18 protein-coding genes and 1 pseudogene are annotated in these 18,718 nt (G+C 40.7%); 9 read left to right on the forward strand and 10 right to left on the reverse strand.

Annotated elements, in window-relative coordinates; translation table 11 throughout:
• Positions 1 to 115: 115 nt before the first annotated feature.
• From ACFE90_RS00730 to ACFE90_RS00755, 6 genes are all read right to left on the reverse strand, one after another.
• Positions 116 to 1,231, reverse strand: a complete 1,116-nt coding sequence (locus ACFE90_RS00730; RefSeq protein WP_375496821.1) for an LptF/LptG family permease — start codon at positions 1,229 to 1,231, stop codon at positions 116 to 118.
• Positions 1,232 to 1,762: 531 nt separating this feature from the next.
• The gene (lptB, locus tag ACFE90_RS00735; protein WP_375496823.1) at positions 1,763 to 2,491 is read right to left on the reverse strand and encodes an LPS export ABC transporter ATP-binding protein; all 729 of its coding nucleotides are present in this window, start codon (positions 2,489 to 2,491) and stop codon (positions 1,763 to 1,765) included.
• Between the two features lie 27 nt (positions 2,492 to 2,518).
• Positions 2,519 to 3,016: an LptA/OstA family protein gene (locus ACFE90_RS00740; protein ID WP_375496825.1), complete on the reverse strand. Its 498-nt coding sequence runs from the start codon at positions 3,014 to 3,016 to the stop codon at positions 2,519 to 2,521.
• 348 nt (positions 3,017 to 3,364) lie between these two features.
• Positions 3,365 to 3,757: a DUF309 domain-containing protein gene (locus tag ACFE90_RS00745; protein ID WP_375496827.1), complete on the reverse strand. Its 393-nt coding sequence runs from the start codon at positions 3,755 to 3,757 to the stop codon at positions 3,365 to 3,367.
• The gene (locus tag ACFE90_RS00750; RefSeq protein WP_375496861.1) at positions 3,754 to 4,119 is read right to left on the reverse strand and encodes a ferredoxin thioredoxin reductase catalytic beta subunit; all 366 of its coding nucleotides are present in this window, start codon (positions 4,117 to 4,119) and stop codon (positions 3,754 to 3,756) included. The genes ACFE90_RS00745 and ACFE90_RS00750 overlap by 4 nt, the downstream gene beginning before the upstream one ends.
• A 206-nt stretch (positions 4,120 to 4,325) precedes the next feature.
• Positions 4,326 to 5,507, reverse strand: a complete 1,182-nt coding sequence (locus ACFE90_RS00755; protein WP_375496829.1) for a DUF58 domain-containing protein — start codon at positions 5,505 to 5,507, stop codon at positions 4,326 to 4,328.
• A gap of 88 nt (positions 5,508 to 5,595) precedes the next feature.
• Here ACFE90_RS00755 and ACFE90_RS00760 point away from each other — a divergent pair, with 88 nt between their 5' ends.
• The 5 genes and pseudogenes from ACFE90_RS00760 (at position 5,596) to ACFE90_RS00780 (ending at position 7,786) form a co-directional block, all read left to right on the forward strand.
• The gene (locus ACFE90_RS00760; RefSeq protein WP_375496831.1) at positions 5,596 to 5,922 is read left to right on the forward strand and encodes a DUF433 domain-containing protein; all 327 of its coding nucleotides are present in this window, start codon (positions 5,596 to 5,598) and stop codon (positions 5,920 to 5,922) included.
• Positions 5,915 to 6,250, forward strand: a complete 336-nt coding sequence (locus ACFE90_RS00765) for a DUF5615 family PIN-like protein (protein WP_375496833.1) — start codon at positions 5,915 to 5,917, stop codon at positions 6,248 to 6,250. The genes ACFE90_RS00760 and ACFE90_RS00765 overlap by 8 nt, the downstream gene beginning before the upstream one ends.
• A gap of 164 nt (positions 6,251 to 6,414) precedes the next feature.
• Positions 6,415 to 6,858, forward strand: a pseudogene (locus ACFE90_RS00770) (DUF29 domain-containing protein).
• A gap of 266 nt (positions 6,859 to 7,124) precedes the next feature.
• A complete protein-coding gene (locus tag ACFE90_RS00775) occupies positions 7,125 to 7,418 on the forward strand; it encodes a DUF433 domain-containing protein (protein ID WP_375496835.1) in 294 nt (97 codons plus the stop codon).
• Positions 7,415 to 7,786, forward strand: a complete 372-nt coding sequence (locus ACFE90_RS00780; protein ID WP_334908321.1) for a DUF5615 family PIN-like protein — start codon at positions 7,415 to 7,417, stop codon at positions 7,784 to 7,786. Before ACFE90_RS00775 ends, ACFE90_RS00780 begins: the two co-directional genes overlap by 4 nt.
• Before the next feature lie 30 nt (positions 7,787 to 7,816).
• Here the strand turns inward: ACFE90_RS00780 and ACFE90_RS00785 are convergent, their stop codons facing one another.
• Positions 7,817 to 8,119 carry a hypothetical protein gene (locus ACFE90_RS00785; protein WP_375496837.1) on the reverse strand — a complete coding sequence of 101 codons (303 nt, stop codon included), beginning with the start codon at positions 8,117 to 8,119 and terminating at the stop codon, positions 7,817 to 7,819.
• Between the two features lie 622 nt (positions 8,120 to 8,741).
• On the opposite strand from ACFE90_RS00785, the gene ACFE90_RS00790 reads away from it, so the two are divergent.
• On the forward strand, positions 8,742 to 10,943 hold the full coding sequence (locus ACFE90_RS00790) for a hypothetical protein (protein ID WP_375496839.1): 2,202 nt from the start codon (positions 8,742 to 8,744) through the stop codon (positions 10,941 to 10,943).
• A 271-nt stretch (positions 10,944 to 11,214) separates the two neighbouring features.
• Here ACFE90_RS00790 and typA read toward each other — a convergent pair whose 3' ends face one another.
• The gene (gene typA / locus ACFE90_RS00795; protein WP_375496841.1) at positions 11,215 to 13,005 is read right to left on the reverse strand and encodes a translational GTPase TypA; all 1,791 of its coding nucleotides are present in this window, start codon (positions 13,003 to 13,005) and stop codon (positions 11,215 to 11,217) included.
• Between the two features lie 402 nt (positions 13,006 to 13,407).
• On the opposite strand from typA, the gene ACFE90_RS00800 reads away from it, so the two are divergent.
• The 3 genes from ACFE90_RS00800 to ACFE90_RS00810 all read left to right on the forward strand — a co-directional run bounded on the left by ACFE90_RS00800 (position 13,408) and on the right by ACFE90_RS00810 (position 15,596).
• A complete protein-coding gene (locus ACFE90_RS00800) occupies positions 13,408 to 13,995 on the forward strand; it encodes a Panacea domain-containing protein (RefSeq protein ID WP_375496843.1) in 588 nt (195 codons plus the stop codon).
• A gap of 95 nt (positions 13,996 to 14,090) precedes the next feature.
• A complete protein-coding gene (locus ACFE90_RS00805; RefSeq protein WP_375496845.1) occupies positions 14,091 to 14,342 on the forward strand; it encodes a hypothetical protein in 252 nt (83 codons plus the stop codon).
• 201 nt (positions 14,343 to 14,543) lie between these two features.
• Entirely contained in the window at positions 14,544 to 15,596 is a 1,053-nt protein-coding gene (locus ACFE90_RS00810; protein WP_375496847.1) for a hemerythrin domain-containing protein, read from the forward strand.
• Positions 15,597 to 15,680: 84 nt separating this feature from the next.
• On the opposite strand, the gene ACFE90_RS00815 is transcribed toward ACFE90_RS00810, so the two are convergent.
• Positions 15,681 to 16,865 carry a M20 family metallopeptidase gene (locus tag ACFE90_RS00815; RefSeq protein WP_375496849.1) on the reverse strand — a complete coding sequence of 395 codons (1,185 nt, stop codon included), beginning with the start codon at positions 16,863 to 16,865 and terminating at the stop codon, positions 15,681 to 15,683.
• Between the two features lie 464 nt (positions 16,866 to 17,329).
• A complete protein-coding gene (locus ACFE90_RS00820; RefSeq protein WP_375496851.1) occupies positions 17,330 to 17,893 on the reverse strand; it encodes a pentapeptide repeat-containing protein in 564 nt (187 codons plus the stop codon).
• Positions 17,894 to 18,718 lie beyond the last annotated feature (825 nt).

Below are 18,718 nucleotides of genomic sequence, written 5' to 3' on the forward strand. Positions count from 1 at the left end.
GAAATTCGACCGCGCCCGGGCGCCGCGCCCCCAGGGGGAAGAGTAATTTTTATATTACTTCCCCTTGCCCCTGCCCGCTCCTTATTCATTTCCCCCTACTGTTTGCTATCTCGATTTAACGTTTGGCAACTCGCATCAATAAAAATAGACCTATTCCTAAAAAAATAAAGTTGGGTAACCAAGCCCCTATAAAGGGAGAGAGGGCACCTGCCTGCGCGATCGCACCACTAATAAAGAAAATTAAGTAGTACGAAAAAATAACTACGACACTAATCCCAAAGCTGGTACCTCTTCCAGTTCGTTGGGGTATGCTTCCCATTACTGCACCTACTAAGCCAAAAACTACACATACAAAAGGTAAGGAGATTTTTTGTTGAATCCGCACTTCGAGTTTACGAATTTTTTGGCGATCGCCACCAAGAAGTTCTACTTGTAGTTGATCTAGTGCTTCAGCAATATTCATCTCACCATAGTCTCGACTTTTTTCTGCCAGACTTAATGGCGTGCGCGGTAGTTGCAGTTGCTGGTGTTCAAATCTGACGATGTTGCGATAAGAGCGATCGGCAGCGACAAAATATATAGTACCGTTGTAAAAATCCCAGACATTTTGAGAAGGATTCCACTGGGCAGTTTCTGATACCACAATTTGATTCAGACCTTTTGTTGAACGGTCTATAATCGTCAAACCTGACATCCGCTTACCGTCAAATTGGTCGGCGTAAAACAAGCGTGTCAATATCTTATTCTTAGAGCCATCCGGCTGTGTAACATCCTGGTATTCAGGATAGAAAATATTTTGCTGTTTTAAAGTTGGCTTATCTGATTTGAGGGCTTGATCCAGAGTCATCGCCGCTTGGTAATTTGCTGCTGGTGCAATTTGTTCGTTAAACACAAATGTCATTCCTGTGACCACAAGACTCAACAGCACAGCAGTTAGCACTAGCCGATAGACACTCACTCCACAACTACGCAGGGCAATTAGTTCGCTCTCGCTAGAAAGACGACTGTAAGTCATCAAAGTAGCCAGCAGCGTAGACATGGGGAAGGCTAAAACGATAAAGTTAGGAAACTTTAACAAAAAAACCTGAATGGCAATGTCTATGGGTAGCCCAGATTCTACAATTTTTCTGACTAAATCAAATACAGCATCAATGGTAACGCCAATTGATGAAAAAGCTCCGACACCAAAGAAAAACGGCGCTAACAATTCGCTAGCAAGGTAACGATCCATGATCGTAAAAGGCAGCAGCGAATAGAGGTTGTAGAAGGACGTAAGTTTCTTTGATATCATGACTAGCTTGAAAAGTTCAATGTTAGCAACCCTAGCGAAATAAATGATATCTACATTTAGGATTAAAATTAAATTTTAAATACCTGAAAATTAACTAATAAATTTATGTTTAAAATTTAAAAATAGCCTTTTAAATAAATACGCTTGGGTTAAGGCTTTACTCTTTGTCAAAGTGAATTTTTTAACGTAGACGCAAAGCGGTGAAGCAGCGTGGTCTTCTCCCAAGGGGAGAGGCCAAGGGCGATAGCGCAGCGTTAGCGAGCCTGCGAGCGTCTGGGGGTTTCCCCCATGAGCGACTGCTGTTAGCGCAGCGTTAGCGACGTTAGGAGCGTCACCCGGAGGGCTTGCCGGAGGCTACCGCAAAGGACACGTTCGCGCAGCGTCTCGTAGAGAAGGAAGAGAATAAAGAGAAGAAAAAATGCTTAACTGAACTGTATTACCTTTTAAATTATTAACTAAATAATGATTAATTTAGACTTGAAAATTATTACCTAAATAGTATTGCCGCACCAGGGGGTTGCTGTAGAGTTCGTCAGCAGCGCCAAAAGCGAGAATTTGTCCCTCGCGCATTATATAGGCGCGATCGGTGATGGCTAGAGTTTCGCGGACATTATGATCTGTAATTAAGATTCCCATGCCGCGATCGCGCAGTTGTGCGACAATTTGCTGAATTTCTGAGACTGCGATCGGATCAACTCCCGCAAATGGTTCATCTAAAAGTAAAAATTTTGGTCCTTCTTGTCCAGCAGCTAAAGACCTTGCTAATTCCGTCCGCCGTCGCTCACCACCAGAAAGTTGAATTCCCTTGCTATTGGCTAATTTTTCCAAGCGAAACTCCCGCAGTAAAGTTGTGAGTCGTCTTGACCACTCCCATCGTGGCACATTCGTTTGCTCTAGCACCAACAGAATATTATCCTCTACCGAGAGTTGGCGAAAAACACTTGGTTCTTGTGCTAAATAGCCAATACCCAGTCGCGCCCTTTTGTGCATTGGCATTTCTGTAACGTCTAGATTACCTAGCCAGACTTTTCCTTGATTAGGTTTTTCTAAACCTGTGGCAATGTAAAATGTCGTTGTTTTACCAGCCCCATTGGGGCCTAATAAACCAACGATTTCGCCCTGAGCAACAGAAAGATTGACACGATTGACAATTACTCGCTTGCCGTAAGATTTGTGGATATTCTCTAAAACAATTTTCACGCTGGAGCCACCCTTTGTTGGTAAATGCTAATTAGAAGGCTTCAAAGGTGGTGTTTTTGGGGCAGGTGTTGCAGTTTGTCCATCATTATCTGATTCCTGGATCATGTAGATGGACTCTACTTGACGGTTGGATTGGGGTAAGGCAACAAATCGCCCTTCGTCGATTAAATAAGTTACCTTCTCCGCCCGGATACTGTTACCACCCTGTTGCAAAATATAGACATTGCCACTGAAATCAATTCGGCGTTCCTTACTAAAGTACTGTGCTTGGGCAGATGTTGCCTGAATCTGGCGAGCCGGATACAACATTTGCACATTACCGCGAGCAGTGATTACTTGGTTTTTCGCGTCATATTCTTGCACATCAGCGCGGATAGTGAGGGGCCGATTGTCTCTAGATGTTTGTGCGGTAGCGGTTTGCACTTGAATAGGGAAAACAAAAGCGCCCAAGAGTGCAACTGGCAGCATTAAAGCTAATCCAAAGCGACGTATCTGGGATATGGGCAATTGATAACAGGGCATCATAGCAATTGGGGATTCAGGATTTCAGCTTGCATTCTAATTATCTCAAGTACTTTATCCAGATATGAAATATACAATCTGGAGTGATTTCCGATAACTACTGGCTGAAATAGTGACGCCACCCCCAACCTCAAGGTTTCAGGAAATAGACATCTGAGTGAAAATAACGTAAGCACAATACCCTTCTCTAGGTTCCCTACGGGACGCTAACGCGCAGCTTGCTTCCCCGAAGGGGTACGCGCAGCGTGTCGCAAGACGCTTTGGGTAGCTTGTTTCGACCTAGGAGTATGCGTTTACATGAATTGTGCCTACCGAGGATTTCGGGCAACGCACAATTAATTTACCAAATGTCTAATCAGTAGACAGCACAATTCTAGGCAAAGATAAGACTTGATTTTCACCCAAATCACCAGTTGTAATCAAGTCTTGCCCTATTTGTTGTAATGTTGTCAACAACACTGCGCTTTGACTCAATAGCTCATCTACGTCAACGCCGCCGAAGCTAGATGGGTAACGGCGTAGGCGATTACTGCCTTCTCCTAATAGAATTACCGCACCTCGCCAGTTCCGATTCTCCAAATGATACAGTGCCACAGCAATTTGGAGAATGCCTTGATAAAAGGTTTTTTCCGGTTCACTGGCTTCAATCCACAAAGCCTCTAAAGTGTCATGACAGGCGTAAAACTGACCAGAATTGAACTGTTCTACGCCTTGCCAAAACTCTTGGGGGATGGTTTCGCTCATCCCATGCTTTCTCGTACTTCTTTAATTGTTGCCAGAGAGATTTCTTGCTTTTCGCCAGCAAACTCGTTGTCAGGGGTGAGGAACAACATGCAATGGCACTCTTTGCGTTCCCTCATTGGCACACAGGGACAGTTCCAATATGTGGCGTGAACCTCAGCCTCTTTATCTTCGTAATGGCGACAAGGACATAAAGGCGCACCCAGGTCGTCTTTATGTTTGGCTAGTCCTTCAATCACAACTGCGGTGACAGAAGGTTCAGAACAGAAGTACGTTCCAGTACGCTTGGCGTATTGTTCGGAAAAATGCCGCATTGCCTCTAGGCTTTTATCGCTGGATTTTGTGTTATGTTCTGATGTGATCATGTCGCTCATAATTTAAATATTTCTTTGCATTGTACCTCAGCCTCACTAAGGGATTACTGGGTGTATTTCCCCAACCTTACCTGCTCAAATGAGCTTACCTTTGCTCAAAGGCTGATATATCCGGTTTACTGGGATCAGAGAAAATCTCAGAAATCGCAGAAGCTGAACTTGTCAGCAGTCTTTGAAATTATAAAATTTGAATTGATTTATGAATGTAATGTTTTTTGTAGCTGGGGTTGCAGTGGGCGTAGGCGTAGCCCGTCGGAGACATCGCTTTGCAAAACTATACCAGGGTGATCCCAATTGATTACCTCTTGTTCTGCTGGCGAGGAAATATTTGGCCACAAAACCCAGCGACTGCCTTGAGGAAGAGTAGCAAGGCTCAGAGGATTCTGAGTCAGCCAAATCAAAGGATAGTTTTTAGGAACAATTGAACTGCTATCTTCTAAGGCTGCGGTTGTTGCTAAGGTTTCTAGAACAAAGCGATCGCCTTTGATTAAATTTGTTGATGCTGTCCACAGTTGCACCTGTAATTGTTGTTGCTGTGCATAAAAATACAGTGATGCTGCGGCAATTACTGCTTGTTCAAAGTTTTCTTCTTCCCAATTGCTAGCACTGTCAAGGGCAATAACTATTTCTTGTCCACCTGTGACCATTTCTAACTCCCGCACTCTTAATTCGCCATAGCGGGCACTAGTTCGCCAGTGAATTAGACGGGTGGGATCTCCGATGCGGTATGGACGGAGCGATCGCACCAGCCCCGTTGTCGCTGTCTGCAAGGGTCTACCACGAGGATCGCCCCTTTTGCTCTCTTCTTGTCCCATTTCGTCTACTAAGGGACATGTAGCCAAGGGTAACACTGTGGGATAAACGATGGCTGTGGCAGCACAATCACGCTGACGGCGACACCAAAACAACCCCAAAGGCGCACCAGAACCTAGTTCGACTGTATGCCAGCGATAAACGCCCCGGCGCTGGGTAGGGTGGTAATATATCCAACGGTAACTACCTTGGCGAGGAATTGTTTCAATGGCCTTTCGTACTGGTTTCCCTAAGACGAAGGGTAGTATATCTTCAACTTGCAATAAGCTTACAGGCTGCTGTGTCTGATTGCGGATTTCTAATTCCACAGTGAGATCGTCGCCTGCTGACACAGGTTGAATGGGACGGCGGCTGATGGATAGATTTGTGAGCGATCGCGGCGGTAAGATGGCTGCTACACCCAAAAGGGCAAAACTAATGCCGCTAATGGCGTAAAGCCAACCAGCCATCGTATTGATACCTGCGCCAAAAAAACAAATAGCCGTTGCTGCTAGTACCCAACCGCCATAAGCAGGGGCACTGGCGCGGGTTTCTAACCAATTGGTGATGGGTTTGATGATTTTCATGTTTCTTTTTTAACCCAACACCGCCCTGAATTCACAGTGTCTCAGGGGTTCAGCAAAAAAATCTGTATTATTAAAATATGGAATAGAGGTGGAAGATTCTTTGATGCAGTTAGTCAGTTGGGAGCATATTGAAATCTCTTCTGATGTGCGGAGTGAGAAGCCCCGCATTACTGATACACGCATTGCTGTAGAAGATGTGGCGATGATGCATTTAAAGCTAGGATATTCCTTAGTTGAGATTGCTGGTAAGTATGACCTGTCACTGGCATCTGTTTATGGAGCAATGGCTTATTACTTTGATCACCGAGACGAGATTGATCGCCGTGCAGCAGAAGAGAATGAGTTAGTTGAGGTACTGAAGCAAAATCATCCGTCGCGTCTTCAAGAGAAACTCAGACAGTTGAGGAATGAGTGAACGAATTCGCTTTCATTTTGATGAAAATGTCGATCCTGCAATTGCCCTTGGCTTGCGCCGTTATGGAATTGATGTCACAACCACCAATGATGTGGAATTACGTACTCAAAGCGATGAAGTCCAGTTAGCCTTTATGCAGGAAGCGCAGAGAGTACTATTCATCCAAGATGCAGATATTTTGATTATTGCAAGTTCTAGGCTTGATCATCCTGGTATTACCTACTGCAAGAAAGGAACTCGTTCAATTGGTGAAATCATTGAAACTTTGGTTTTGATGTATGAGGTGATGACACCTAAAGAGATGGGGGGACGTGTCGAGTTTGCGTGAAATGAAAGCACCATTGAAAAACTTGCATCTTCAAAAGTATTTCGGTGGAGTCAGTTAGGAATTGTATGCACAATGTAACCAGTTCTGTGTATTTTGATGGTTTGCATCTATAAATTTATAATTGTATATGATTAGATTATGGAATGTAGGTAGAAGGTAAAAATATGACAATTACTACCAACTTAAAACAACTCTATGAAACCGATGATAATTTATGGTTAGAAGAAACTATTGAATTGTTAAAATAAAAACAGTTTCATCAACTTGATGTAGAAAACTTAATTGAGGAATTAATAAGTTTGGGGAAGAGAGATTTAGCTAAAGCCAAAAGTCTATTAAGGCAAATTATTATTCATATATTATTACTCCAATATTGGCATGTGGAATATGAAATAAACTATCGTCATTGGATTGGAGAAATTAAAACATTTAGATATGACTTAAATAATAATTTAACGACGAATTTAATAAATAAGTTACAGGATGATTTAGAGAATATTTATTAAAGTGCGGTTGATTTTGTGAAAATTAAAACCGATTTAACTATTTTTCTAGAAAAGTGTCCTTACAGTCTTGTACAATTATTAGATGAAAATTATTTACCTTAAATATATCAGTCTTATCTAATTTTTGTGAAATGAAAGTAGTACTGAGAGGCGATGTCTACGACGGGCTACGCCTACGCACTGTAAATCTATGCTGCTAATTGGCGATCGCTTTTTGTAAAAATATCTGCTGGAAGGGATCAGGCAGGTTTTTTAAGCAGGTTGATCTGGTTGCATCTGTAACTTTGTTAGAGCCAGAACTGCTAATGTATTATTGAACTATGGAATAAATGTAGAAGATTCATTGATTCAGTTAGAGTGGGAAAAACATGGTGGCAATAGTTGATATTGGAACCCTAATTGTGAGGACACCTCAAATTATTGGAGGTCGCCCTTGCATTGCTGGTACGCGCATGACGGTTCAAAATATTGTAATGGATTCTCAAGCAGGCTTATCTCCTCAAGATATTGTGACAGAATATCCACACTTATCCCTAGCACAAGTTTATGCAGCGCTTGCCTATTACTATGCTAATCAGGAGGCAATGGATAGAGAAATTGCTTTATATCAAGCAGAATGTAACGCTCTGGAAACGAAGTGGATGTTAGGTAATTGTGCGTGAGTCAAATTTGCTTCTATTTAGATGAAGATGCTGGCAAGAAATCTTTAGCTAATGGCTTACGCAATGCTGGGATTGATGTAATGACAACGGCTGAGGCAGATAGATTAGCATCATCTGATGATAGCCAATTAATCTGGGCAACGGAACAGAGGCGCGTTATTTATAGTTTCAATGTTGGTGATTTTTGTCGATTGCATAAAGCTTATCTCGAACAGCAACAAAAGCATTCGGGTATTGTACTTGCTGCCAAGCAGAGCTATTCAATTGGAGAACAGTTGCGAGGATTGTTGAAGTTGGTAGAAAGTATGGAAGCCGAGGATATGGCAAATCAATTAGTGTTTCTAAGAAAATATATTGAAAATTTTTAACCTGCTAACTTTTAATTGCATCGCACAGGATCATAGCTCTAGCCTTTGTTGCCGATACTTGTTGAGTAGGAGTTGCTGATAGTTGCTGACTGGTTCAGGTGGAGATACGTCTAGGCAATCCACAGCCTCAAACCATTGTGACCATTTTTCCACAAGCGTTTCATCAGGCTGACTCTCAGCAATTTTAACTTGATGTTTGTGGATCACAAAATCAATGAAGTCGGTCACTTCTTGCAGGAGTGGTTCCAAAAGTTGCTGCAATTTTGCGTTAGCGAAGCTCGCCGTTCGCGTAGCGTCTCGTAGAGAAGGCATCGCAGTTTCACGAATAGTCATGGGAATAATCCTTTTTCAGTCCTCTTCATTTTTACTCAAGGATTTGACTAAATGCACGGCAAGGGCGATCGCTTTGTGTAAGAATCTCTGCTAGTAGCTACTAATACTCAACCGCCGTATGCAGGGGCACGAGCACGGGTTTCTAACCAATTGGTAATGGGTTTGATGATTTTTTTGTTTGTTTTTTAACCCAACACTAGCTTAAATTCACAGTATTCTCGGTTTTGCTAAAGACAAGCTTAGACTCTTGAGTTCCATTAATCACTAAAACTTGTTACAGTGCTTGTTCGTGCCGTGGTAATCGCTTTTTAACTAACTTATCTAAGTATATATTCGTTTTCTTTATATTTTACTAACTTAATCAACACACAAAATTTACAAAACATTAGTATTTTATACTATACATTATTTTTATTATCGAGTATGCAGACATCATTGCTGTCATTGTGACCGTTAAGAAAGGTTAACAAACAGGTAATAGTTGCTTAAAAGAATAAGCTGTTTAGGGATCGCACTTAATATATGTATATACAAATTGATGTCAAAAATTGAAATTATATTTTTATACGGTTATTTAACCGTGTTTACTTATATTTAAAGAATTGTATTTATAGTAACAACTATGCTTGAATCAAAAAATAAATTATTTAAAATTGCAATACCCTTTTTATCATCTTATATATTCTCAGTTTTGATTATCATAGCTGGTGTTTATATTGTCAAAATTAATAGACAAATAGAAGAAGACAAACAAGTTATTTTATGGTATGAAAACCTGGATATAGGAACACAATACACAACCAATATTGCGAATTTTGTAACAGACGCAAAAAAGAAATTAAAAGAAAATGCTGAAGATTTTAAAACCTCTTCCAACAAACTTACCGAAGGTATAGAAAAAAAAATAAATCTTACTCAAACTTTTCCGAGTGAAGGCTATGTTAAATGGAAGATAGAGAAGACAAAAGTAGATATGAAAGCTAATTATTCTTATACTACTTTAAACGACTTTAATGGAGGACAACAAAGTAATAAAAATAATCAAGATAGAGAAAATCAAAAAATACAGAGTGTTAATGATAAAATTTTTCTTTATTTCACTCAAACAATGATTAGTGAAATTAAAAACCCTTTAGATAAGGAAAAACAAAATAATATACAAAACTTACATATTTTTACTAAAGTTGTGATGAATTATTTAACAGGTAAAGACAACTACTCGAATATAATTCCCGATCTAAGAATTAATAATGTCTATATTACTAATACAGCAACAGGCTTTATGTTATCTTATCCATTTACAGATGAGGTGTATAACAAAGACATAAGTTTTAAAGATAGACCTTGGTATAAAGCTGCTCATAACGCTAGTGATAAACCTTTTTATTCATCTTATAAAGAAACAGATGCTACTTCAGGACTTACTGGTGTTTATACAGATATAAACGATAAAAAAAATTCTAACGCAATTAGAACTTTATGGTATAAATTTAAAACTGACGATCAAAAAGAATATATTTTATGTGTGGATTTGTTTTTTGATAAAAGTAGTAACTTTTCAAAAGAAATAAATTTACTAAATTTAGATTTATTAGAACAATCTATAAAGTATGCTCTAAATTTAAAAGAAGGTGATAATAGTTGGATATATTTATTAGGCATAAGTTTTATTATAGCTTTATTCTTCACTTTAATATATGAATTTAAAGTCAAACACATTATCTTAAGGATATCTAAACATTATCCCAATGATTTAGTAAAAATAAAGTTGCAACTAGATAGAAAACATTATGCTAGCAAAGATGAAGGAGAAATAAAGTTTACTATTCAGGGAGAAACTAAAGAAATAAATAAAAGTGAACAGTCAATGGAAGCGAAATGGTTTTTAAATATACATAACCTACAAGTTGGTGTTAATAATAATCAAAGTTATACAGAACAAAAAGAAGCTACTTATAGGTATGAATTCATTAATGAATATGATCTTAATATGAGTCAAAAGAAACCTTTATATAGATGTATTGAAACTTGGAGAGTTGTATTAGAATATCAATCATGGAACACTCAAAAAATAGGTTTTTTTGTAGCAAAATGGAATACCAATAATAGTGTAGATATTGAAGAAGGACTAGATATAAAATCTATATATTGGGAAAAAGAATATGAACAATACTTAGTTAGTATTAAAAAACAATTGCGTGAACATTTACTTATAAACGACGACAAAGAATTTGTAGCTGTTTTAGATACTAATTATATTAGAACGCAAAATATACCCCCATTTCTTACAGAAATAGATAGCATCAAAAAAATAATCGATAGCAGTTTATATCTAAAACAAGGGAAAATTGTTTTTTCGGAAGTTGAAACTTTAACAGAGTTATACAAACAGGCTCAGGTTATGGTTAACGCGATTTGTACCCTACATTTTCTCAGAAAATTAGTGGATAATAATAAACTAAAAGATTTTTTTCAAACTCAAGTACATGAAAGATATTTGATAGAATATAAACAAGGTGAATTCAAGGATTTTTATGATTCACTTGATGATGAAAGTAAATTAGAATTGAGAAATAAATCTCCATTTAAAATAATGGTCTATCAAAACAATATTGATAACATAGTTAGCGCTCAAGACGATTTTTGTATAATTTCAATCAACAATACTCCTAAATTAGTAGCTTATAGTTTTACAGATAATAAATATCCAAATACTGGTTGGATAAGTTGGCGGGAAGTAGATATTAAATTCTATGAAGAATTATATAAATGTCAAAAAGATAAAAACCATAGAATTGAAAATATTCAAACATATCTCAAATGAAGGCATTTTAAAGTTGTTTGTTATGCCACTAAAGGAGTTAGATTAGGATTGGTGTTAGTTGAAGTTTCAGATAGCGTTTAGGTAACTTTACGAACCTCATTAGATAAAAGATACTGATTTCAATCCAACCAAAAAAGATTAGTTTTTGAGCGCCTCGCTCCTTTGGATGCTAGCAATTAAGCCTGACTAGTTGATTTAAAAAAGCTGTAATATAACTAAATAAAATGCCCGCTTATGCGGGCTTTCTAAATCAATTAGGTTATTGCTTTACTTACCGTTTAGCCAACTTCTTCGACATCTTCCGCAGACGAATCGATTGTGGTGTAACTTCCACCAATTCATCGGGGCCAATGTATTCCAAAGCACGCTCTAGGCTCATGTCTATTGGTGCTTGCAGTTGCACTAGTTCATCGCCACCAGCAGCGCGGTGGTTTGTCAACTGCTTGGTTTTACAGATATTCAGTTCCAAATCTTGCGGACGATTGTGTTCGCCTACAATCATGCCTCTGTAAACCTTTGTGCCGGGAGTAATAAAAAATGCTCCTCTATCTTCGGCGTTCCTCATGGCGTAGAAGGTAGAAACGCCTTCTTCAAAGGAGATTAAAACGCCTTTGTTACGGGCTTCAATATCACCACTCAATTGACGGTAGTCTAAGAAGCTGTGGTTCATGATGCCTTCACCACGAGTCATCCGCATGAATTCACCCCGGAAACCAATCAAACCACGGGCGGGAATGACAAACTCTAGTTGGGTGCGATCGCCACTACCTGGTTGCATATCTTGCATTTCGCCTTTGCGTTGTCCCAGGCGTTCAATACAGCTACCCACACCATCAACAGGAATGTCTAACACCAGGAGTTCGTAAGGTTCGCAAGGTTGGCCGTTGACTTCGCGGTAAATTACCTGTGGCTGAGATACCTGAAACTCGAAGCCTTCCCGGCGCATCGTTTCAATTAAGATACCCAGGTGGAGTTCTCCACGACCGGAAACGAGGAATTTATCGGGAGAATCCGTTTCTTCGACACGCAAAGCAACGTTGGTTTCGAGTTCGCGGAATAGGCGATCGCGCACTTGTCTTGATGTCACCAACTTGCCTTCTTGACCAGCAAAGGGCGAATCATTCACCCAGAAGGTCATTTGCAAGGTTGGTTCATCCACTTTAATTAGTGGTAAAGCTTGCGGTTCATTGGGGTCAGTAATTGTTTCCCCAATATAAGCATCAGCGAAACCAGCCACCGCGACAATATAACCTGCGGTTGCTTCTTCCAGGTCTACGCGCTTCAGTCCTTCAAAGCCCATTAATTTGGTAATTTTACCCTTGATAATGGTGCCATTTTCTGTAACTAAAGCTGCTTGCTGTCCTGAGCGGATAGTACCATTGTGAATTCTGCCAATGATAATCCGTCCCAGATAATCAGAATAATCTAGGGTTGTGACTTGCAATTGCAGAGGCTTATTGCTGTCGCCTACTGGTGGTGGAACATGTTGCAGAATCGCGTTAAACAGGGGTTGCATATCTACCGATTCTGCTTCCAAGCTTTCTTTGGCAAAACCTCCCATACCGGAGGCAAACAGATAGGTAAAATCACACTGGTCTTCATCTGCCCCTAATTCCAAGAACAGATCCAAAACTTTATCAACAGCAACATGGGGGTCAGCTTGTCCACGATCAATTTTGTTGATGATAACGATGGGGCGCAACCCTTTTTCTAAAGCTTTTTTCAGAACAAAGCGCGTTTGGGGCATGGGGCCTTCGTTGGCATCGACAATCAGAAGACATCCGTCAACCATGCCGAGTACGCGTTCAACTTCGCCACCAAAGTCAGCGTGTCCAGGAGTATCAACAATATTGATCAGTGTTTCTTTGTAGCGAACTGCTGTATTTTTGGACAGGATAGTAATACCCCGTTCCCGTTCTAGGGCGTTGGAGTCCATAACGCAATCCGGAACGTCTTCGCCTTCGCGGAAAATGCCGGATTGTTTGAGGAGTGCGTCAACCAGGGTGGTTTTCCCGTGGTCAACGTGGGCGATAATGGCGACGTTGCGAATTGGGAGCGTCATAGAAGCTTTTGGTGAACTCTAGAGGGGGTTTATAAGATTTACATTTGAATGCTAGGCTGTTTTAACAGAATTGGGGATGATCGACATATTCTGTAAAGAACCTTTAACAATTCTAGCGTAATCGTCACAATTGCGGTGAGGTTTGTCAAGGCTGCATTGCGATACCTGAGTAAACGTCACCCTAAAAGGGGTTCGGAAATATTGAGACTTGATGTCGAAGTTTGCCTACCTGTAACCAGTAGCTGTGAGCAACTGGTCTAGTTAATTGAGATGGTAGCTGGATTTATGCCGTCCTGTGGTAGGAAATTGATTTTAATAGTAAACATGTACTAAGATAGTAAGTGTAAGTGACCGTTAAAAACAGCTAAGATAGTTAACCAGTCTTAATTTGCGAGTCTGATTATGATTGATTGTCTAAATGTGGCTCGCTACTTCATCGTCAGAGCTTACGAAGACAGTATAGAAGCAGAAATGACAAATATGAAAGTCCAAAAGCTTCTGTACTACGCGCAAAGTTTACATTTGGCGATGTATGATGAGCCATTATTTGAAGAAGAAATACAAGCATGGCGCTATGGCCCTGTTTGTCCTCCGGCTTACAGGTTTTATAGTGAATTTGAAGCTAAACAATTACCTATTCCTAGTCAAGAATTCCTGTTAGAGATGCCTGAGGATAAGAGACAACTTCTAGAAAAAGTATGGGAATATTTTGGTGGCTACCATGCTTATCAACTTAGTGGTATGACCCACTTGGAGTTTCCTTGGAAAAAGGCGCGTAAAGGTTTACTACCTGAAGCTAGCTCAACTAAGGCAATTCTTCTTGAAGACTTGAAAGCATTGGGACACCAGAAACTAGACCAAATAGAGCGTGACCATCCGGCCTATCAATTCGTAATGCAGGAAATTTTAAAGGACGCTTGTACTTCGGAATCATCAACTCGTATTTATAAAGGAGAAGTACGTGACTGGCTCAACTCCCTTCTCGATTGAAAAATCCGATAATTTCAACCGTTCTTTCAAAAAACTCGCAAAAGCCTATAGGTCGGATTTTGTTGAGTGTATCGTAGAAGTTTTGGAAGATTTAATTGAAGATCAATATCCCATCAATTCTCGTAACGAACCTTTACCTAGAAAGATTGAATATACCTCAAGGATGGTCATTTCACAAGCTATTGAAGGTATCCAAAGGCGCTTTAGGACAAATTAGATTAATGTATTTAGTCAATACAATTGATTGTGTAATCAAGCTTGTGTGGATTTATAGCCACGAGCAATTTGAAAAACGCCCTACTGAGGTGGAGTTAAAAAGCGTTCTTAAAGAAATCTTAGATTATTAATATTTTATCCGCCTGGGGATAGAATGCAGATTTAAATATTATCTATCTAAAACTATAAGAAGAGAATTTGTAACAAAAAATTTATGTTTATCTACCCTGAGTTGTGAGAGCGATCGCTCAAAAGAAAGATGGAATCTCCCTAACCTCTGTGTCAAGGTTATATCAGTAAGAATTACGAACGCTTTGCCGAGGAGAACACGGATGGTAGCTACTTTAGATGATACGAAGCGTAATGCTATTGCTGTAAAATTGGCAAGTCTTAAAGCACTCCAACAGTTGGTCATCGAAAATGAGCAATCACTTTTGAAAGAAGGACTTGATGCCGAAATTGCTGATCGCATCCGGAATTTCATCAATGATGATGAAAAAAATCTTGGTGTTTTAGAAACCGTAATTGGTCAGTATGGCATTCAGGCTGAACCCAAAAAAACTGTTACAGAATTCGTTGAAAAAGCTCGTGAATTGTTTAAAGGTTCTGAACTAAGCCTGTATGAAAAAGTATCTCAGCATGAATTGCTGAAACATCAACTAGTAATGAGTGGCTTGATAGTTCACAAAGCTGCTCAAAAAGTTGGTGCTGACATTTTACTAGCGATCGCACCTTTGAATACTATTAACTTTGAGAACCGCGCTCATCAAGAGCAACTCAAAGGCATTCTGGAGATTCTAGGTGTCCGTGAACTCACTGGACAAGATGCAGATCAAGGAATTTGGGCACGTGTTCAAGACGCTATGGCCGCAGTTAGTGGTGTAGTAGGTAGTGCTGTTACCCAAAACAGTGACAAAAAGGATCTAAATATCCAAGATGTTATCCGCCTCGATCACAACAAGGTAAATACCCTGTTCACCGAACTGCTGCAAAGCGACGATCCGCAGAAGATCCAAGAATACTTTGGTCAAATTTACAAGGATTTAACGGCTCATTCTGAAGCTGAAGAAGAAATTGTATATCCAAGAGTACGTGCTTTCTACGGTCAAGATAATACCCAAGAACTGTATGACGAGCAAGCTCATGTGAAGCAGGCATTAGAGGAAATCAAAGCCATTAGCCCATCTTCACCCCAATTCAAAGATAAAATCAAACAGTTGTTGACTGAAATTGGCGATCATATTCGTCAAGAAGAAAGCACACTATTCGCTGCCATTCGCAATAACTTGAGCACTGAGCAAACTGAGCAATGGGCTACCGAATTCAAAGCTGCTAAGACCCGGATTCAAGAGAAATTGGGCGTTGTTACCGAATCTAAGGTGTAGATGCTTTCGGACTTTCTATATCCGCTAAAAAAGGTTAGTTAAACAAAAACTCCCAGCACATAAATAAGCGCTGGGAGTTTTTGTTTAAAAATTTTGCTGACAGTATTTATAAGCGGTGTATGCCATAGTTACAACACCGGTGATAATGGCAGATTCATCGACTTCAAATTGGGGATGGTGTAATGGGTGGTTAATGATTCTTTCTTTGTAGCCTACACCCAAGCGAAACATAGAACCAGGGACGTGTTCCAAATAAATAGAAAAATCTTCAGATCCAAGGGAGGATTCGGGTAAGACTTGAACGCGATCGCTACTCCAAGCTTCTTCTGCGGCTGATTGCAACAATTGCGTCAAGGTGTAATCATTTTGGACGCTGGGTACACCCTGGCGATAATTGACTTGATACTTTGCCCCATAGGTATGACAGACATTAGATACAATGTTTTCAATCCAGTTCGGCAGCTGGGCACGGGTTTCGGGATGGAGTGATCGCACGGTTCCCAATAACTGCACTTTATCAGCAATTATATTCGGCGCTCTGCCACCATTAAATTTCCCTATGCTCAAGACTACAGGACGCAAAGGATTTTGTGTCCGGCTGATGGCTTGTTGCAATGCAGTAATCACTTGGCAAGCAATCCAAATCGCATCAATCGCCTCATGGGGACGCGCCCCGTGTCCAGATTCTCCCATAATCAGAATCTCTAAATCATCAGCAGCGGCTGTCAATGCCCCGTAACGCACACCAATAGATCCTGCGGGGATAGAAGGGAAAACATGAACCCCTAATACAGCTGAGACATTTTCCAGCGCCCCATCTTTCACCATCCAGCTTGCCCCTTGAGCAATTTCCTCGGCTGGCTGAAATAAAAACCGCACCTTCCCACCCAACTCTTCTGTCATTTGGGACAGCACCATCGCTGTTCCTAACCCTACAGTGGTGTGGACATCGTGACCACAAGCGTGCATAATACCCTCTGCGCGAGAAGCATATTCCAAATTAGTGCCTTCTTGAATTGGCAAGGCATCCATATCTGTGCGAATTGCTAATAAACGGTCATTTTGGCTAGTGCCTCGCAGTTCTCCAATGACGCCCGTTTTCCCAACTCCCTCTTGAACGTGCAGACCACTGGAAGACAAAACACCAGCCACGAAAGCTGCTGTTTGGTACTCCTGACCGCTGAGTTCTGGGTGAGAGTGGATGTGGCGGCGAATTTCAATTAAGCGGGGCGCTAGTTTTGCTGCTAAGTCTTTGATACGGGTAAGCATCGATTTAATTAATCTATAGGCTTTTTTCCCATGATAAAGAAATGTTAACAAACAAAATGCTTTTGCTATACAAGGATGAGTCAAGGAAAAAGCCGAGGGGTAGGGAAGGATGATGCAGACAAGCGAGAATTGAAGAATTCAGAAGTCAGAATTCAGGAGCAAAGCCAAAGACTCCGAAAGCTCCGGTCAGAATCAAGACGCTCGTTCGCTCTTAGCGTCTCCCCTTGGGACTCGCTAACGCAACGCTTACAGTCGCGGGTCTGAATCCCCGACTTTCTTTTTGACTACCAAATCTACGATTTGGTGGGGGTTTTAACCCCCGTTATTCAGACGCTCACGGACTCGCTAACGCTGCACTATCCGCTTTTTCGGTCAAAATACCCAACTCAATTCTGACGACTGACGCATGTATTGTGTTCGATAATCAATGCCTCACTCCCTACTCCCCATTCCCTACTCCCAGTTTATTTTGAATAACAGGTTGTGCCTCGAGTATTTTCGGGTTTAAACTCGTTACATTCTCTAGGATTCTGACGCTCTAACGACCAGCCATAAGGTTTGTCGGATGTAACAACACCATTAGCCATAGTTGTTAGTCGGAAGTTAGCTCCCCGAAAATTGGTAAACTGCAATTTGGCGTCTTTTAAGTTTGCTGCTTCCAAATTGGCGCTGATGAAACCAGCATTAGACAGATCGGCATTTTCCAGAGATGCTGATTTTAAATTTGCACCTGTTAAGGAAGCACCACTGAGATTGACCAAATTTAAAACCGCACCTTCTAAATTTGCACCAGTAAGATCGGCATTCGTAAGATTAGCTTGAGATAATGTAGCACCACTCAAGTCAGCCCCTCGCAAATTTGCTCCAGTTAGATTCAGTTTAGTTAGGTCAGCACCACTCAAATTACATCTGGGACAGGCACTTGTTACCTTCAACTGATCCAAATCTAGCTGATTTAATGCAAGGGCTTGCTCTGCAAACCCAAAACAAGCTAACAGGGCAACGGTAGCAACAATCTTAAGTTTCATATTTTTTAGAGATATCCACAAAAATTACAAGTAACGCATATTGCGTATTGCCATACTTACATATACTGCCTCCCCAAAGAACAACAGGGATAAAGTATTGATTAAGAAGGTGTAAAAATACTATAAATTCTAATGATAAGACTACTCAAACTGAAATATAGGCTATAGAATCAAGTCGTAAGGAACTATACCGAATCTCTTATAGACTACCATATATGTGATCCCCCTAGCTCGATGAAAAACACGACTAGGGGGATCTTGTTTTTGAGCATTGGATTAACAGGAAAACCAGAGGGCAGAAGGGATTTATGTGCGATTCGTTGATTAGTGAATCACGGTATTCAGTCCGTAAATAACTAATCCAGCCCGACAGCAGATTACTGTCATCAAAAGGCTGAACTCTCGGTCAGATGCAAGTGCAAGTCTTGCCATTCAGACTCAGAATTGACTCCTTATCTGCCCACACCGAACAAGCTCGGTTCTTGTAGAGTGAAGCTCTTAACAGGGCGCAATCAGACGACCGTTGCGGGTTGACACTGGCGCTAATAGGGAGTTCCCATGATGAAACAGAGCCTAGAAAAGCGACTTACCTTCAGGCAGGGCGCAACACAAAACCTCTGACCCCACTGGAGCCTATTCCCGCCGAACATGTAAATAGTAACGGTAAGAGTCCAGGGAATCCAGCAGTCGAATTGGCAACATCTAACGGAACAATCAATCTCTCCGAGGGAACGAATAAAAACGAACTGTCGGTCTAGGGGCAGTCGAATCCCAAGTAGCCCAGACGAGCGGAGGAATCCCCACAATTCGGGTAGGACAGACCGT

It is taken from the genome of uncultured Nostoc sp., assembly GCF_964245445.1.
Classification (GTDB): Bacteria; Cyanobacteriota; Cyanobacteriia; order Cyanobacteriales; family Nostocaceae; genus Nostoc.

Bases quoted from the DNA above. Each gene is read 5' to 3' on its own strand.
- ACFE90_RS00730 (WP_375496821.1), bottom strand. From the start codon at position 1,231: ATGGATCGTTACCTTGCTAGCGAATTGTTAGCGCCGTTTTTCTTTGGT.
- ACFE90_RS00740 (WP_375496825.1), bottom strand. From the start codon at position 3,016: ATGATGCCCTGTTATCAATTGCCCATATCCCAGATACGTCGCTTTGGA.
- ACFE90_RS00745 (WP_375496827.1), bottom strand. From the start codon at position 3,757: ATGAGCGAAACCATCCCCCAAGAGTTTTGGCAAGGCGTAGAACAGTTC.
- ACFE90_RS00750 (WP_375496861.1), bottom strand. From the start codon at position 4,119: ATGATCACATCAGAACATAACACAAAATCCAGCGATAAAAGCCTAGAG.
- ACFE90_RS00755 (WP_375496829.1), bottom strand. From the start codon at position 5,507: ATGAAAATCATCAAACCCATCACCAATTGGTTAGAAACCCGCGCCAGT.
- ACFE90_RS00765 (WP_375496833.1), top strand. From the start codon at position 5,915: ATGAGTGAACGAATTCGCTTTCATTTTGATGAAAATGTCGATCCTGCA.
- ACFE90_RS00775 (WP_375496835.1), top strand. From the start codon at position 7,125: ATGGTGGCAATAGTTGATATTGGAACCCTAATTGTGAGGACACCTCAA.
- ACFE90_RS00785 (WP_375496837.1), bottom strand. From the start codon at position 8,119: ATGACTATTCGTGAAACTGCGATGCCTTCTCTACGAGACGCTACGCGA.
- ACFE90_RS00790 (WP_375496839.1), top strand. From the start codon at position 8,742: ATGCTTGAATCAAAAAATAAATTATTTAAAATTGCAATACCCTTTTTA.
- typA (WP_375496841.1), bottom strand. From the start codon at position 13,005: ATGACGCTCCCAATTCGCAACGTCGCCATTATCGCCCACGTTGACCAC.
- ACFE90_RS00800 (WP_375496843.1), top strand. From the start codon at position 13,408: ATGATTGATTGTCTAAATGTGGCTCGCTACTTCATCGTCAGAGCTTAC.
- ACFE90_RS00810 (WP_375496847.1), top strand. From the start codon at position 14,544: ATGGTAGCTACTTTAGATGATACGAAGCGTAATGCTATTGCTGTAAAA.
- ACFE90_RS00815 (WP_375496849.1), bottom strand. From the start codon at position 16,865: ATGCTTACCCGTATCAAAGACTTAGCAGCAAAACTAGCGCCCCGCTTA.
- ACFE90_RS00820 (WP_375496851.1), bottom strand. From the start codon at position 17,893: ATGAAACTTAAGATTGTTGCTACCGTTGCCCTGTTAGCTTGTTTTGGG.